The 15,728-nt window shown below is 74.8% G+C and carries 13 protein-coding genes; 8 read left to right on the top strand and 5 right to left on the bottom strand.

Annotation, left to right across the window (positions count from 1 at the left end):
• Both GL259_RS11730 and rsmH read right to left on the bottom strand, forming a co-directional pair.
• Complete coding sequence (locus tag GL259_RS11730; protein WP_159531843.1) at positions 1–468, bottom strand: hypothetical protein; 468 nt, start codon at positions 466–468, stop codon at positions 1–3.
• Positions 469–583: 115 nt separating this feature from the next.
• Positions 584–1,540, bottom strand: coding sequence for a 16S rRNA (cytosine(1402)-N(4))-methyltransferase RsmH (rsmH, locus tag GL259_RS11735; RefSeq protein ID WP_159531845.1), 957 nt, complete (start codon positions 1,538–1,540; stop codon positions 584–586).
• A gap of 419 nt (positions 1,541–1,959) precedes the next feature.
• Here rsmH and GL259_RS11740 point away from each other — a divergent pair, with 419 nt between their 5' ends.
• The 4 genes from GL259_RS11740 (at position 1,960) to GL259_RS11755 (ending at position 7,542) form a co-directional block, all read left to right on the top strand.
• Positions 1,960–2,508 carry a carbonic anhydrase gene (locus GL259_RS11740; RefSeq protein WP_159531847.1) on the top strand — a complete coding sequence of 183 codons (549 nt, stop codon included), beginning with the start codon at positions 1,960–1,962 and terminating at the stop codon, positions 2,506–2,508.
• 260 nt (positions 2,509–2,768) lie between these two features.
• Entirely contained in the window at positions 2,769–3,806 is a 1,038-nt protein-coding gene (locus GL259_RS11745; RefSeq protein WP_159531849.1) for a MoxR family ATPase, read from the top strand.
• Entirely contained in the window at positions 3,806–5,167 is a 1,362-nt protein-coding gene (locus GL259_RS11750; RefSeq protein ID WP_159531851.1) for a DUF58 domain-containing protein, read from the top strand. Before GL259_RS11745 ends, GL259_RS11750 begins: the two co-directional genes overlap by 1 nt.
• Positions 5,168–5,214: 47 nt before the next feature.
• On the top strand, positions 5,215–7,542 hold the full coding sequence (locus GL259_RS11755) for a DUF3488 and transglutaminase-like domain-containing protein (protein WP_208026608.1): 2,328 nt from the start codon (positions 5,215–5,217) through the stop codon (positions 7,540–7,542).
• Positions 7,543–7,776: 234 nt separating this feature from the next.
• On the opposite strand, the gene GL259_RS11760 is transcribed toward GL259_RS11755, so the two are convergent.
• From GL259_RS11760 to GL259_RS11770, 3 genes are all read right to left on the bottom strand, one after another.
• Complete coding sequence (locus tag GL259_RS11760) at positions 7,777–8,178, bottom strand: DUF3040 domain-containing protein (RefSeq protein ID WP_159531855.1); 402 nt, start codon at positions 8,176–8,178, stop codon at positions 7,777–7,779.
• A gap of 289 nt (positions 8,179–8,467) precedes the next feature.
• Positions 8,468–9,247, bottom strand: a complete 780-nt coding sequence (locus GL259_RS11765) for a methyltransferase (RefSeq protein WP_159531857.1) — start codon at positions 9,245–9,247, stop codon at positions 8,468–8,470.
• A gap of 176 nt (positions 9,248–9,423) precedes the next feature.
• Complete coding sequence (locus GL259_RS11770) at positions 9,424–10,011, bottom strand: SAV_6107 family HEPN domain-containing protein (RefSeq protein ID WP_159531859.1); 588 nt, start codon at positions 10,009–10,011, stop codon at positions 9,424–9,426.
• Positions 10,012–10,201: 190 nt separating this feature from the next.
• Here GL259_RS11770 and GL259_RS11775 point away from each other — a divergent pair, with 190 nt between their 5' ends.
• The 4 genes from GL259_RS11775 to GL259_RS11790 all read left to right on the top strand — a co-directional run bounded on the left by GL259_RS11775 (position 10,202) and on the right by GL259_RS11790 (position 15,728).
• Positions 10,202–11,026 carry an ATP-binding cassette domain-containing protein gene (locus tag GL259_RS11775; RefSeq protein ID WP_159531861.1) on the top strand — a complete coding sequence of 275 codons (825 nt, stop codon included), beginning with the start codon at positions 10,202–10,204 and terminating at the stop codon, positions 11,024–11,026.
• Positions 10,998–13,082 carry a YhgE/Pip domain-containing protein gene (locus GL259_RS11780; protein ID WP_159531863.1) on the top strand — a complete coding sequence of 695 codons (2,085 nt, stop codon included), beginning with the start codon at positions 10,998–11,000 and terminating at the stop codon, positions 13,080–13,082. Before GL259_RS11775 ends, GL259_RS11780 begins: the two co-directional genes overlap by 29 nt.
• A gap of 35 nt (positions 13,083–13,117) precedes the next feature.
• Entirely contained in the window at positions 13,118–13,747 is a 630-nt protein-coding gene (locus tag GL259_RS11785) for a TetR/AcrR family transcriptional regulator (RefSeq protein WP_159531865.1), read from the top strand.
• 469 nt (positions 13,748–14,216) lie between these two features.
• Positions 14,217–15,728: an NAD(P)/FAD-dependent oxidoreductase gene (locus tag GL259_RS11790; protein ID WP_208026462.1), complete on the top strand. Its 1,512-nt coding sequence runs from the start codon at positions 14,217–14,219 to the stop codon at positions 15,726–15,728.

Consider the following 15,728-nt stretch of genomic DNA (forward strand, 5'->3'; position numbering starts at 1 on the left):
TCACCTGCCGGGGGTCGACGAGGAGCTGGGGGCGGGGGTCGCGGGGGGCGGGGCCGTCGCGGTGGCCGGCGCCCCGGGGGGAGGGAGCACGGGGGCGCGGGCGGCGGAGGCGGGGCCGGGAACGCCCTTGACCTTTCCGTCGGGACCGAGGAAGGCGGGGTCGCCGCCGGGCACCATGCCGAGCTCGCGGGCGCGGCGCTGGAGCGCGTCGGGGGCGGAGTGGGCGTCGATGTCCCGCTGCAGGGCCTGTTCCTCGTCGGTGAGGTTCTTGGTCTCCCGCTGGAGGTCGTCGAGCCGGAAGGCGCCCTCGCTCAGGGCCGAGTTCAGCACCAGGAGGCCGATCAGGCCGCCGCCGAGGAGCAGGACGACGAGGAGGACGAAGGGGGTGCGCGCCGCCTGGGCGCGCCCGGTGGGGAAGAGCTGGGCGAGACGGGCCGCCCTCCCCTTCAGTTCGGGTTTCCTGCTCACTCACGCTCCCCTGAGTCCGCTCTTCCCGCCCGCACGCCCGGCCCGTCACCCGCCTCACCCGCACGGCCGGTGCGTCCGCGCGCGCCTGGTGACGCCACGTCCGCCTCGCTCGGGCTCACTCGGGATCCTCCCTGATCCGCTGGGCGCCGCGCAGCCGCGCGGGGGCCGCGCGGCGGTTCTCGGCGATCTCCTCCTCGGTGGGGAGTTCGGCACCGCGCGTGAGCAGCTTGAGCCGGGGCTGGTAGCGCTCGGGGACGACCGGCAGCCCGGGCGGCGCGGTGGTGGCGGCGCCCGCCGCGAACACCTGCTTGACCAGCCGGTCCTCCAGGGAGTGGTACGACAGCACGGCGATCCGCCCGTCCACGTCGAGGGCCTTCACGGCGGCCGGGATCGCCCGTTCCAGTACCGAGAGCTCGCCGTTGACCTCGATCCGCAGGGCCTGGAAGGTGCGCTTGGCCGGGTTGCCGCCGGTGCGCTTGGCGGCCTGCGGCAGCGCGTCCCGGATCAGCTCGACCAGGCGGGCGCTGTGCGTGAACGGCTCCTTCTCGCGCTCGCGCACGATCGCGGCCACGATCCGCTTGGCCTGCTTCTCCTCGCCGTAGGCACGCAGGATGCGGACGAGTTCGCCGGGCGGGTAGGTGTTGAGGACCTCGGCGGCGCTGACGCCGGTCGTCTGGTCCATGCGCATGTCGAGCGGGGCGTCCTGGGCGTAGGCGAAACCGCGGTCGGCCTCGTCGAGCTGCATGGAGGACACCCCGAGGTCGAACAGGACGCCCTGGACGCGCGGGACGCCGAGCCGGGCGAGGACGTCGGGGAGCTCGTCGTAGACGGCGTGCACCAGGGTGGCCCGCTCGCCGAAGGGGGCGAGCCGCTCACCGGACAGGCGCAGGGCCTCCTTGTCGCGGTCCAGGGCGACGAGCCGCGCCTCGGGGAACCGCCGGAGCAGGGCCTCGCTGTGGCCGCCGAGACCCAGGGTGCAGTCGACGACCACCGCTCCCGGCCGCTCCAGGGCGGGTGCCAGCAGATCCAGGCACCGCTGGAGCATCACCGGGACGTGTCGACTGTGACTCAAGGGGCCCTCTCAGGTCCGGCGCGGCCGTGACGCACCGCCGGGTTCCCGCCCTCCCCCGGTGGAGGGGCGGCCGGCCGCCGCCGGAAGCGCCAGCCGGCCGGGAACGGAAGGAGGCCGAGCCGTACGTACGCGCCGCGCGCGCGGGGAGACCCCCGGTTCTCGCCGGGATCTCCGGAAAAACAGTGCAGCGGATGGTCTCGCCTCCCGCTTCGCGTCACTTTAGTCCACGGTGTCGCCCGGTCAATCAACCGGCCTGCGCGTCGCGGCCCGCCCGCGGGTCAAGGCGCGCGCCGGGTGAAATCACCCGCGGGAGGGGGCTCACACCACTCTTGTGGGTTACCTCACACCCGGGGCCGATGACGCTCTTTGTCCTGTCCCACAGCGGGCCCGATCCCCGGGTGACCAGTAACGTCATGAGTATGACGACTTCTGCATCGGTTCCCGCCGCCTCCGAGAACGCCACCGTCGGCCACGGCACGGTCACCGACCGCCTGGTCGAGGCCAACCAGGAGTACGCCTCCGCCTTCACCGACCCCGGGATGGACGCCCGGCCGGTGCTGCACGTCGCCGTGGTGGCCTGCATGGACGCCCGGCTCGACCTGCACGCCGCGCTCGGCCTCCAGCTGGGTGACTGTCACACCATCCGCAACGCGGGCGGTGTCGTCACCGACGACGTGATCCGCTCGCTGACCATCAGCCAGCGGGCGCTCGGCACCCGCAGCGTGGTGCTCATCCACCACACCGGCTGCGGCCTGGAGTCCCTCACCGAGGAGTTCCGGCACGACCTGGAGATGGAGGTCGGCCAGCGTCCCTCCTGGGCCGTGGAGGCCTTCCGGGACGTCGACCAGGACGTGCGCCAGTCGATGCAGCGCGTGCGCACCTCGCCGTTCCTGCTGCACACCGACGACGTGCGCGGCTTCGTCTTCGACGTGAAGACCGGCCTGCTGCGCGAGATCGACCCCGCCTGACCCGGCCGCCCACCCCGACGACCCCCGGACCCCCGGTTCCGCGAAGGGCGCAGGAACCGACATGTCACCGCCAGTTGTCCACAGGCGAGTGACACGAATCGGTAACGGCGGCAAGAATGCGGGAGTGGTGTCACGCGGAACTTTTCCCGCGTGGTGTCCGTGATTCGGGGTGGGCCGGTCCGCGCACCGAGGCGTCGGCCCGGGACATTTGGGGTTCCCCGCTCCCTTCCGGAGCGTGGGGAAAGGCCGAGGAGGGCCGGGTGACGACCTATGACGATCGAGCGAGCCTCACTGATCTGACCGCCGTGGTCGAGCGCGTGCGGAATTCGGTGGAAGGCGTGATCGAGGGCAAGCCCGAGGTCGTACGGCTCTCGCTGACCGTGCTGCTCGCCGAGGGACACCTGCTCATCGAGGACGTCCCGGGAGTCGGCAAGACGATGCTGGCCAAGGCGCTGGCGCGGTCCATCGACTGCTCGGTGCGGCGGATCCAGTTCACACCGGACCTGCTGCCGTCGGACATCACCGGTGTGTCCATCTGGGACCAGCAGCGCCACGACTTCGAGTTCAAGCCGGGCGCCATCTTCGCGCAGGTGGTGATCGGCGACGAGATCAACCGCGCGTCGCCGAAGACGCAGTCCGCGCTCCTGGAGTCGATGGAGGAGCGCCAGGTCACCATCGACGGCAAGACCTACGAGCTGCCCAGCCCCTTCATGGTGGTGGCGACGCAGAACCCGGTCGAGATGGAGGGCACCTACCCGCTGCCGGAGGCCCAGCGCGACCGCTTCATGGCCCGCGTCTCGGTCGGCTATCCGAGCGCGGAGGCCGAGCTGCGGATGCTGGACGTGCACGGCGGCGTCTCCCCGCTGGAGGACCTCCAGCCGGTGGCGCACGCGCACGAGGTCCTGAAGCTGATCGAGGCGGTGCGCGGCGTGCACGTGGCCGAGCCGGTGCGCCGGTACGCGGTGGAGCTGGTCGCCGCCACCCGCACGCACCCCGACCTCAGACTCGGCGCCTCCCCGCGCGCGACGCTGCACCTGCTGCGCGCGGCGAAGGCGTCCGCGGCCCTGAGCGGCCGGGAGTACGCGCTGCCGGACGACGTGCAGGCGCTCGCCGTGGCCGTGCTCGCCCACCGGCTGCTGCCCACCGCGCAGGCCCAGCTCAACCGCCGTACCGCGGAGCAGGTGGTCCAGGAGATCGTGCAGCGCACCCCGGTGCCCGCGGCGGCCCCGCAGCAGAGCGGCTTCGGCCTGGGCCGCGGTGGCCCGGGCTACGGCCAGCAGCCGCCGCGGAGGCTTTGATGGCCGGCGCGGAGGCCTTCCACGCGGAGGGCGACCGGCGCGGCGGGGGCGGTGTCAGGACGGCCCTGGCCGGGCTGACCACCCGCGGGCGCTCCTTCCTGGCCGCCGGCGTGGCCGCCGCGATCTGCGCGTACGTGCTCGGGCAGGGCGATCTGCTGCGGGTCGGACTGCTGCTGGCGGTGCTGCCGGTGGTGTGCGCGGCCGTGCTGTACCGCACCCGCTACCGGGTCGCCGGCAACCGCCGCCTCTCCCCCGCGCGGGTGCCGGCCGGTTCCGAGGCACGGGTGCACCTGCGGATGGACAACGTCTCACGGCTGCCCACGGGCCTGCTGATGCTCCAGGACCGGGTGCCGTACGTGCTCGGCCCGCGTCCGCGGTTCGTGCTGGACCGGGTGGAGCCGGGGGGCCGCCGCGAGGTGTCCTACCGGGTCCGCTCCGACCTGCGCGGCCGCTATCCGCTGGGCCCGCTGCAGCTGCGCCTGTCCGACCCGTTCGGTATGTGCGAGCTGACCCGGTCCTTCTCCACGTACGACACGCTGACGGTGACACCGCGCGTGGAGCCGCTGCCGCCGGTGCGGCTGAGCGGGGAGGCCAAGGGGTACGGCGACGGGCGGCAGCGCTCGCTGGCGCTGGCCGGCGAGGACGACGTGATCCCGCGCGGGTACCGCTACGGCGACGATCTGCGCCGCGTGCACTGGCGCTCCACCGCGCGCTACGGCGAGCTGATGGTGCGCCGCGAGGAGCAGCCGCAGCGGGCGCGGTGCACGGTGCTGCTGGACACCCGCGCCGTCGCCTACGAGGGAGCGGGCCCGGACTCGGCGTTCGAGTGGGCGGTGTCGGGCGCGGCCTCGGTGCTGGTGCACATGCTGGAGCGCGGCTTCTCGGTGCGGCTGCTGACCGACACCGGCGCCTCGGTGCCCGGCGAGGGCTCCGACGGGTTCGCGGGGGCGACCCAGGAGTCGGCGGACGCGGCCGGGCTGATGATGGACACCCTGGCCGTGGTGGACCACTCCGACGAGGCGGGCCTGTCCCGCGCCTACGACGTGCTGCGCGGCGGGAACGAGGGGCTGCTGGTGGCCTTCCTCGGCGACCTCGACGAGGAGCAGGCCGCGGTCCTCGCCCGGATGCGGCAGCGCAGTGGAGGCGCCCTCGCCTTCCTGCTGGACAGCGGGACCTGGCTGCGGGAACCGGCCGGCGTGCCCGGTCCGTCGGACCGGGGCGGGGAGCGGCTGCGGATGCTGCGCGAGGCGGGCTGGACGGCCCTGGCGGTGCCGCGGGGCGCCTCGCTGGACGGGCTGTGGCGGCAGGCGGACCGGGAGCGCTCGGGCCTGGCCGCGGCGAGCGGTGGGGAGGGACCGTGATCAGCGGGCGGGCGAGGCTGGCGCTGGCCGCGTGGGCGGCCACGCTGATGGCGGCGTGCGCGATGCTGCCGCTGGTCGATCCGCCCACGTGGATCGTCCAGGCGGCGTTCCTCCTGGCGGTGCAGTCGGGCGTGGGCGCGGCGACCCGCCGGGTGCCGCTGGCCCGTGCGCTGACGGTGGCGGCGCAGGCGCTCGTCACACTGATGCTGCTGACCCTGGTGTTCGCGCGTGAGCATGCCTTCGCCGGGCTGATACCCGGCCCGGACGCCTTCCGGTTCCTCGGCGGACTGCTGGAGCGGGGCGGGGACGACGTCAGCCGGTACGCGACCCCGGCGCCGCTGTCCGACGGCATCCGGCTGATGCTGATCGGCGGTGTGCTGGTGATCGGGCTGCTGGTGGACACCCTCGCGGTGACCTTCCGCAGCGCGGCCCCGGCCGGTCTTCCGCTGCTCGCCCTGTACTCCGTGGCGGCGGGACTGTCCGACGACGGCCTCGACTGGCTGTGGTTCCTGCTGGCGGCCGCCGGTTATCTGATGCTGCTGCTCGCCGAGGGGCGTGACCGGCTCTCCCAGTGGGGGCGGGTCTTCGCCGGGGCGGCGCGCGGCCCGGGCGGGGAGCCGGCCGGGGCCGTCGCACCGGTGCGCACCGGCCGGCGGATCGGTGCGGTCGCGCTGGGCATCGCCCTGGTGGTGCCGCTCGGCCTGCCCGCGATGAGAGGCGGCCTGCTGGACGCCGCCGGCACGGGCGTCGGCACGGGCACCGGCTCGGGCGGCACCATCTCGGCGGTGAACCCCCTGGTGTCGCTGCGCGACTCGCTGAACGTGGAGGAGGACCGCCAGGTCATGTCGGTCCGCTCCGACACGGCGAACGTCTCGGACCTGTACCTGCGGATCGTGTCCCTGGACGACTTCGACGGCACCACGTGGAAGCCGTCCAAGCGCTCCATCACCACCGTGCCCGACGGCGCGTTCCCGACCCCGATGGGGCTCGGCCCCGACATCAGGCGCACGGAGGTCGGCACGACGGTCTCGACCGCCGACTGGTACGGCCAGGACTGGCTGCCGATGCCGTACCCGCCGAGCGGGGTGAGCATCGAGGGCGACTGGCGCTACGAACCGGTCGGCATGACGCTGGTCGGCGACCACGGCCAGAACACGCGCGGTCTGACGTACGAGGTGCGCAGCCTCGACGTGCGGCCCACGCCGGAGCAGCTGGCCGACGCCCCTCAGCCGCCGCCCGCCCTGGAGCGCGAGTACACCGAGCTGCCCGACTCGCTGCCGGCCGTGGTGTCCCGGACCGCCCGCGAGGTCACCGCGGGCGCGGACAGCGCCTACGACCGGGCGGTCGCGCTCCAGGAGTACTTCACGCTGAACGGCGGCTTCGAGTACGACACCGAGGTGGACGTCGGCAGCGGTTCGCAGGCGATCGCCCGCTTCCTGCGGGACAAGCAGGGCTTCTGCGTGCACTTCTCCTTCGCGATGGCGTCGATGGCCCGCTCCCTGGGCATACCGGCGCGGGTCGCGGTGGGCTTCGCGCCCGGCACCCCGCAGGGGGACGGCACGATCGCGGTCGGACTGCGGGACGCGCACGCCTGGCCGGAGCTGTACTTCGAGGGTGTGGGCTGGACCCGCTTCGAGCCGACCCCGACCCGCGGTTCGGTGCCGTCCTACACCGTGCCGGAGGCCGCGGACAGCACGCTGCCCGACCCGGCCCTGCCGTCCCGGACCGCGCCCGCGGAGCCGTCCGCCGCTCCCTCGGAGAGCGAGGGCTGCACGGCGGAGCGCAGGAAGCTGGGGGCGTGCGAGAGCGAGTCGCCGCAGGCGGCGCCGGCCGCGGGGGACGACGGGCCGAAGTGGACCACGCCGCTGGGGTGGACACTGGCCGGTCTCGCCGTCCTGGTGCTGCCGCTGGCGCCGATGCTGTGGCGGACGAGGACCCGGGCGGTGCGCCTGGGCGCGCGCGGCCGTTCGGAGGCGGACGCCGCGCCGTACGTCCTGGCCCTCTGGGACGAGCTGAGCGACACGGCGTGGGACCACGGCATCCCGCCGGACGAGTCGCTGACCCCGCGCAAGGCGGCCGCCCGGCTCGTGCGGCTCGGGCACCTCGACCAGGCCGCGGCGGCCTCGGTGCACCGGGTGGCCGATGCGGTCGAGCAGGTCCTGTACGCGCCGCGACCGCGGCCGGCGGCGGGTCTGACGGACGACGTGCGCCGGGTGGTCGCCGCCCTGCGGTCCGCCTCCGGCCGGGGCACGCGACTGCGCGCGCTGTTCGCCCCGCGCTCCACCGTGCGCGTGGTGTGGGCGGTCTCGGCCCGGTGGTCCGGTGTCCGGGAGCGGATCCTCGCGATGCGGCCGGCGTGGCGCAAGCCGGTGTGACGCGGACCGTCGCGGCGGCCGGGCCGGGCGCGGCCGACGGCGGCGGGTGAAGGGAAGGGGCGGGACGGCTTCGGCCGTCCCGCCCCTTCCCCTGTGACGCGCTCCTGTGCGTTCGCGACCGTGTCCGCGTCAGGACAGGTGTGCGCCAGGACATGCGTCAGGGGGTGACCACCGTGCCGGTGGTCACCCCCTGACGCATGTCTTCGGCCGTCTCCCGGGGAGCGGCGCGGAGGGCTAGTGGCCGCCCTGTTCGTCCCGGCGGCGCTGCCAGCGCTCCTCTATCCGGTCCATCATGGAGCGCCGCTGCCTGCCCTGACGGCCGGCCTGGGGGATACCTGGGGCACCGGCGGCCTGCTCGCCCGGCTTGGGCGCCTTGCGCCAGCCGGTCACCGCGAGGACCGCGCATCCCAGCATCACGAGGAACCCCACGACACTGAGCCAGACCTGCTGGGCGACCATACCGGCCATGAGGAGCGCAATACCTACGAGGAAGCCCGCGACCGCCTGGTAGACCCGCCGTCGGGTGTACGTACGCAGCCCGCTTCCCTCAAGCGCCGACGCGAACTTGGGATCTTCGGCGTACAGCGCTCGCTCCATTTGCTCGAGCATGCGCTGCTCGTGCTCCGAGAGCGGCACGGAGTCCTCCTCATCGTGCAGTCGCCGGGGCGACCCGGGGGGTCCCTTCAGGATAGGCAGGGAATCGCCCCCGTGAAACCCGCCCCTCTGCGCCAATTGGCCAACCAGAACCCGCCATGGACGTCCCGGCCCGCTGAGGCATCTCTTTCCCCGGCGGCCGACCCGTCATGCCGGGCGGTCTCCCTCGATCATACGGCGCCAAGCCGCCATTCGGGGGCCTGTGGCGCACTCCATGCGCGGCCCGGGTGCCGGACGCGCCGCTGATCAGCGGCGCGTCCTCTGGGGTCCCTCAGGCCCCGGGCGCCTCAGAGGACCCCGGCGCCTCACCGAGCACATGGAGCTGCGTGGCCACGGAGTGGAAGGCGGCGAGTTCGGCCGCCGCGGCCTCCAGCTTCAGCAGTGCGTCGAGCGCTCCGGGCTCGGTGTCCACGAGCACACCGGGAACGAGGTCGGCGAAGACCCGCACGCCGTGCACGGCGCCGACCGCGAGGCCCGCGCCCTCGACGAGCCCGGTGAGCTGCTCGGCGGTGAAGCGGCGGGGCACCGGGTCACCCGCGCCCCATCGGCCGTTCGGGTCGTCGAGCGCCTGCCTGGCCTCCTTGAAGTGACCGGCGAGGGCGCGGGCGAGCACGGCGCCGCCGAGGCCGGCGGCCAGCAGGCTGAGGACGCCTTCGGGGCGCAGGGCGGCCACCGCGTTGCGGACGCCCTCGGCCGGGTCGTCGACGTACTCCAGGACGCCGTGGCACAGCACGACGTCGTAACCGCCGCGCTCGGCCACGTCGAAGAGGCCGTGCACGTCGCCCTGGACTCCCCGGACCCGGTCGGCGGCGCCGGCCTCGGCCGCGCGGCGCTCCAGGGCGAACAGCGCGTTGGGGCTGGGGTCGACGACGGTGACCCGGTGGCCGAGGAGGGCCAGGGGCACCGCGAAGTTGCCGCTGCCGCCGCCGGTGTCGAGGACGTCCAGCACCTGCCGTCCCGTCGCCTTGACCCGGCGTTCCAGGGCGTCCTGGAGGACCTCCCAGACCACGGCGGTACGGAGAGCGGCGCGGGGCCGCATTGGGTCCGACACGGCAGTTGACTCCTCGGCGCGGCACCGCCTCGTTCTCGGCGGAGCGATCGGGCTCCCTCCCCGGCCCGGAGCACCGGGCCGGGGAGGGGTTCAGGCGCTCTCCACCCTATTGCCTACGGCGCGGTGCCCGGTCACCTGCCTGCGCCGTCGCGGGGAGGACCGCCGCGGACGGGCGGTCAGCCCGCGTCCGGGACGTCCCGGGCCGGGTCCGCTTCCGCGTCCCCGACCGGGTCCCGGGTCTCCGGCCGCTCCGTGTCCCCGCGCGGCTGCGGGAGGACCGGCTGGAGGACGAGCATGCGCTCCACCAGGCGCAGGAACATCGCCACGTCCCGTACCAGGTCGTCGGCGTCCCGGCCGCTCGCCGCGCCCTGGATGCCCGCCTCGGCCCGGGCGCGGCGCCGGGCCCCGGAGGCGAACAGCGCGCTCCACTCGGTGAGCTCGGGCGCGATCTCGGGGAGCACTTCCCAGGCACTCCTGATCCTGGCCCGGGCCCGGGGCGAGGTCTCGGGCCGGCCGCGCGCGGCGAGCACGGCGGCGGCGGTGCGCAGGGCGGCGAGGTGGGCCGTCGCGTAGCGCTCGTTGGGGGTCTCGAGGACGGCGGCCTCGTCGAGTCCGGCACGGGCCTGGGCGAGCAGGTCGAGGGCGGCGGGCGGGGCCGCGGCGCGGCGCAGCACGGGGTGGACGTCGCTCGCCGGGCCGTTCAGTGAGGGGGCAGGGCCGGTGGCGCGGCGCCGGCGGGCGGCGGCTGCGGACGAGTGGGCCATGACGAACCTCCTGTCGTCTTCGTGACGGCACGCACGGCTACGCGGTGCCGTATGTGCTCATCGTGCGGTATGGCACTGACAATCCGTTCTGACCTGGGCCTTTGCTTCGAGCGCGCGTTCGGGCTAGTTTTTGCACTGACCAGTCAGTTCAAAAAATCCCGCAGGGATTCGGAAGGGGAATGGGGGACCCATGGGGGACGTGGTGCACGGTCCGTCCGGACTCGCCGTCTCGGCCCGCGACTTCGGGCTCCGGGGACCGCGGGGCTGGGCGTTCCGCGGGGTCGGCGTCGACGCGGAGCCCGGCTCGCTGATCGCCGTCGAGGGGCCGTCCGGGTCGGGCCGCACCTGTCTGCTGCTCGCGCTCACCGGGCGGATGAGGTCCACGGAGGGCCGGGCCGCCGTGGGCGGGCTCGAACTGCCCCGGCGCATGGCCGCCGTGCGCCGGATCAGCGCGCTCGCGCACGTCACCGGCGTGACCGATCTCGATCCGGTCCTGACCGCCGGCGAGCACCTGCGGGAACGGGCGCTGCTGCAGCGCCGCTTCGGCGGCCCTCCCCCGCTCCCGTCCCCGCCCGGGCGGGGGGAGGGCCGTCGCGGGCTGCTCCGTCCGCGCGGGGAGCGCGCGAGCGAGCGCAGGCGGCAGGTCGGCACCGCGCTGACCGCCGCCGGGCTGGACCTCGCGGCACTGCCCAAGGGCGCGCGGACCGCCGTACGGGACCTGGAGCGGGTGGAGGCGCTGCGGCTGTCGCTCGCGCTGGCCCTCATCGGGCGCCCCCGGCTGCTCGGGGTGGACGACGTGGACCTGAAGCTCTCGTCCGCCGAACGGGACGAGGTCTGGACCCTGCTGAGGTCGATCGCCGGCACCGGCACGACGGTGGTGGCGGTGTGCAGCGAGGCACCCCCGGACACGGTGGCCGTCGGCACGGGAGCCACCGGGCACGACGACGCGGAAGCCGCCGGGCACGACGAGAAGGAGGAGGCGGCCGATGCGCTCGCCGGGACTGGCCGCGCTTGAGCTGCGGCGCTTCGGCCGCGGCAAGCTGCCGCGCGCGGCCCTGGTGGCCCTGCTGGTGCTGCCCCTGCTGTACGGCGCCCTGTACCTGTGGTCGTTCTGGGACCCCTACGGCCGCCTCGACCGGATCCCCGTGGCGCTGGTGAACGACGACGAGGGGGCGACCGCCGACGGGAAGCGGATCACCGCGGGGGACGACCTCGCCGAGGGGCTGCGCGACAGCGAGACCTTCGACTGGCGGGAGGTGAGCGCGGACGAGGCCCGGCGGGGCGTCGAGGACGGCACCTACTACCTGTCGCTGACCATGCCCGCCGACTTCAGCCGCCGCGTCGCCTCCGGCTCGGGGGACTCCCCCGAGACCGGCGCGCTGGAGGTGCGGACGAACGACGCCAACAACTACGTCGTCGGGCAGATCTCCCGGACGGTCTTCGGCGAGGTGCGCCGGGCCGCGTCCACGAAGACCGCGCGCTCCTTCCTGGACAGGATCTTCGTCTCGTTCTCGGACATCCACGGCGAGACCGTGAAGGCGGCGAAGGGCGCCGACCGGCTCAAGGGCGGCATCGGGAAGGCGGAGAAGGGCTCCAAGGACCTCGCCGACGGCCTGAAGGACGCCGAGGAGGGCAGCGGCAAGCTGTCCGGGGGGCTGAAGGACCTCCACAAGGGCGCGGACCGCCTGGAGGACGGCTCGCGGAAGGTCGCGGAGGGCACCCGGGCGCTCGCCGGCAAGGTGAACGCGGTCGACGCCGGGGTGGGCCCGTTCCTGGAGGACAACGAGAAGACCATCGGTGACACGGCCCGGTTCGTCGCCGACGCGGCGGGCGGGCTCCGCGACGACCTCGACGCCCTGGACGAGCGCGCCCCGGCCGCCGCGAAGGACGCCCGCGCGGCGTCCGACACCCTGAACGGCGTCCACAAGGCGCGCTGCGAGGACGCCGTCCCGGCCGACGCCGCCTGCGCCGACCTGAAGAAGGCCAGGGACGCGGCGGCCGACGCGGCGACCGTCGCGCAGGACGCCGGCTCCCTGGTCACCGGCCACCGCGAGGACCTGGAGAAGCTCGACGGGCACCTCGCCACCCTGGAGAAGCAGGCACGCACGCTCGCCGGCCGCGCGCCGCACCTCTCCGAGGACCTGGACGACGCCGTCGCCCGGATCAACAAGCTGGACGCCGGCGCCGCCGAGGTCGCCGCCGGCGCCAGGAAGCTGAACAAGGGGCTCGGCACCGCCGAGACCGGCGCCCTGGACCTGGACAAGGGCGTCGGCGAGCTGAGGACCGGCGCGGACGATCTGAACGGCGGCCTCTACAAGCTCGTCGACGGGTCCGGCGAACTCGCCGGCGGCCTGCACGACGGCGCCGAGAAGATCCCCGACTACGACAAGCAGGACCGCGACCGGCGCACCGAGGTGATGGCCGACCCGGTCCAGCTCGTCACCCGCGATCTGCACAAGGCGCCCAACTACGGCACCGGCTTCGCCCCGTACTTCATCCCGCTGTCGCTGTGGGTGGGCGCGATGGTGGCGTACATGCTGATCGCGCCGATGAACCGCCGCGCCCTCGCCCTGGGCGCCTCGGCCCTGCGGATCGCGCTCGCGGGCTGGCTGCCGGTGGTGGCGATCGGGGTGCTGCAGACGGTGGCCCTGATGTCGGTGCTGCACTGGGCGGTCGGGCTGCAGATGGCCCGGGCGGCGGGGACGGTGGGCTTCCTCTTCCTGGTGACGGCGTGCTTCGCGGCGATCGTGCAGTGGCTGAACGCACGCTTCGGAGCGGCCGGCCGGATCCTCGTCCTCGCCCTGCTGATGCTCCAGCTGACCTCGGCGGGCGGCACGTACCCCATCCAGACCAGTCCCGCCTTCTTCAACGCGCTGCACCCGTTCCTGCCGATGAGCCACGTCGTCGAGGCGCTCCGGCGGCTCATCACGGGCGGCGGACTCGCACCGGTGTGGCAGGCGTGCGCCGTGTTGACGGCCTTCACCGTCGGCGCCCTCGCGCTGACCACGCTGTCGGCCCGCCGCCGGCAGGTGTGGACGATGGACCGGCTGCACCCGGAGCTGAGCCTGTGAACGGGCGGACCGGCGTTCCTGTGACAATCAGGGCCATGGAACGCAGCAGCACCACGTCGGGCGGCAGCACCCGCCGCGAGGCCACCCGGCAGAAGCTCTACGAGGCGGCCGTCACCCTCATCGCCGAGCAGGGCTTCTCCGCCACCACCGTGGACGAGATCGCCGAGCGGGCAGGGGTCGCGAAGGGCACGGTCTACTACAACTTCGCGAGCAAGTCGGTCCTCTTCGAGGAGCTGCTGCGGCACGGCGTCGGCCTCCTGACCGCCTCCCTGCGGGAGGCGGCCGAGAGGACGGCCGCTCAGGGCGGCGGCAAGGTCGACGCCCTGGACGCGATGATCCGCGCGGGCCTGGTCTTCATCGACCGCTACCCGGCCTTCACCCAGCTGTACGTGGCCGAGCTGTGGCGCACCAACCGGGCCTGGCAGTCCACGCTGATGGTGGTGCGGCAGCAGGCCGTGGCGGTGGTCGAGGGCGTGCTGCGCGAGGGCGTGGCCGGCGGCGAGTTCAGCGAGGAGATCGACGTCCCGCTGACCGCGGCGGCGCTGGTCGGCATGGTGCTGGTGGCCGCGCTGGACTGGAAGTCCTTCCAGCCGGAGCGCTCCCTGGACGACGTGCACGCCGCGCTGTCCCGGCTGCTCCAGGGACGGGTCAGCGGACGCCCCTGAAATCCGGGGCCCTGAACCCGGGGCCTCCGAACGAACCCGGAGCCCCCGAAGCCGGCGCGCGCGAAGCGCCGGTCCGGTGGTGGCCGCGTCCCCCGCGGGCCACCGGCCGGACCGGCGCCTCCTTGCTCCCCCGTACGTCCCCCGTGAACCCCCGTTCCGGTCGTCCCCCCGGTGTTCCCCCGTGCCTCGCTCCCGCCGACGGCGCCGGCGGAAGGAGCGGATCGCGGGCCCGTACCGTTCCGGCGCCCCGTGTCGCCGGTTCCGGGAGCCGAGCCCCTCTCCGTGGTCTCCACTCTCCCGTCCGCGCGGGCCGGCCCCCATCCGCCCGCGTACTCAAGTCGGCGCCTAGGTACGGGTACTCAGTGCTGCGCACCCCCGCCCACGCCCCGGTGCCGCCGGCTGGTCCCCCGGACGGGGGCGCGGGTACTCGGGGACGGACCGGCCGGCGCCGGCGGATAAAGTCCCTGGCATGGCACGGATTGCGGTGATCGGCGCCGGGATGGGCGCGATGGCGGCCGCCGCCCGGCTGGCCGTCGCGGGCCACCGGGTGGCGGTGTACGAGCGGACGGAGACGTACGGCGGTGCGCTGCGCCGCCTCGAGCGGGACGGGTTCGCCTTCGACACCGGGCCCGGGCTGCTCCCGCTGCCCGCCGTCTACCGCGATCTGTTCGTGAAGACCGGCCGGGAGCCGCTGGAGGAGTGCGTCGAGCTGGTCCAGGTGGACCCGTCGTCGCACCACGTGTTCGCGGACGGCACGCGCGTGTCGCTGCCCAACGCCTCCCGCGCGGGCGTCGTCTCCGCCCTGGGGGAGGCCCTCGGACCGGCCGCCGCCCGGCGCTGGGGGGACTTCCTGGTGCGGGCCCGGGAGGCCTGGGACCGGTCGCGCCGGCCGCTGCTGGAGGAGCCGCTGTGGCCCAACTGGCAGGTGCTGGCCGAGCGTGAGCCGTATCCGGCGGTCCCCCGCAGGAGGCTGCTGCGCACGCGTGCGGCGCGCACGCTCGCGGAGGTCGGCGCGTGGGAGCTGCGCGATCCCCGGCTGGTCGCCCTGCTGGAGAGCCACGCGCTGGCGTACGGCCTCGATCCGCGCGAGGCCCCGGCGAGCGCGGCGGTGCTGCCGTACATGGAGCACGCCTTCGGCATGTGGTACGTGCGCGGCGGCATGCGGGAGCTGGCGCGGGCGGTGTACGAGCGGTGCGTGGCCCGCCGGGTGGAGTTCCGCTTCGGCGCGGAGGTCTCCAGGGTGCTGGAGAAGGACGGCCGGGTGGCCGGGGTCGGGTTCCGCGACGGAACGGCGGCCGAGGCGGACTTCGTGGTCGCGGGGGTCGATCCGGCGCGGCTGGAGTCGATGACCGGGCACCCGCTGTACGCCGCGGGCGATCTGCGCCCCGGCCCCGGGACCCCGGGACGGCCCGGGCGGTGCACGGTGCTGCTGGCGCTGCGCGGGCCGCGCGAACCCGGCGCGCCGCACCGCACGGTGGTGCACGCCCCCGACCGCACGGCGGAGCTGGACTTCCTCTCCGGCCGCTCCGCCGACCCGGTGCCGCCCACGGTGACGGTGCTGCGGCCGGACGACCCCGCCCTCCGCCCCGACGCGGAGCACGAGTCCGTGGTCGTGTCCGCCGTCCTGCCGTCCCGGGAGGAGCCGGACGGGGGCGGCACCGGCGAACGCTTCGCGCGGCTGCTCGTCGAGGCCGCCGAGGCCGCCGTGCCCGGCCTGCGCGAGCGCCTGCTGTGGCGCGAGGTGCGCACGCCCGGCGACTTCGGCGAGGAGACCGGCGCCCCGCGGGGAGGGATACCCGCGCCCGCTCTCGCCGCCGGCGGGGGACGCTTCCTCCACCCGGCCAACAGCACCGCCCTGCCGGGGCTGTACCGCGTCGGCGGCCGGTCCCACCCCGGCGGCGGGCTCCCGCACGCCGGGATGTCGGGGGCGCTGGTCGCCGGGCTGATCGTGGAGGGGCCGGAGTTCCGCGGATCCCGGTGA

The sequence above is a fragment of the Streptomyces sp. Tu 3180 genome, assembly GCF_009852415.1.
Lineage (GTDB): Bacteria > Actinomycetota > Actinomycetes > Streptomycetales > Streptomycetaceae > Streptomyces.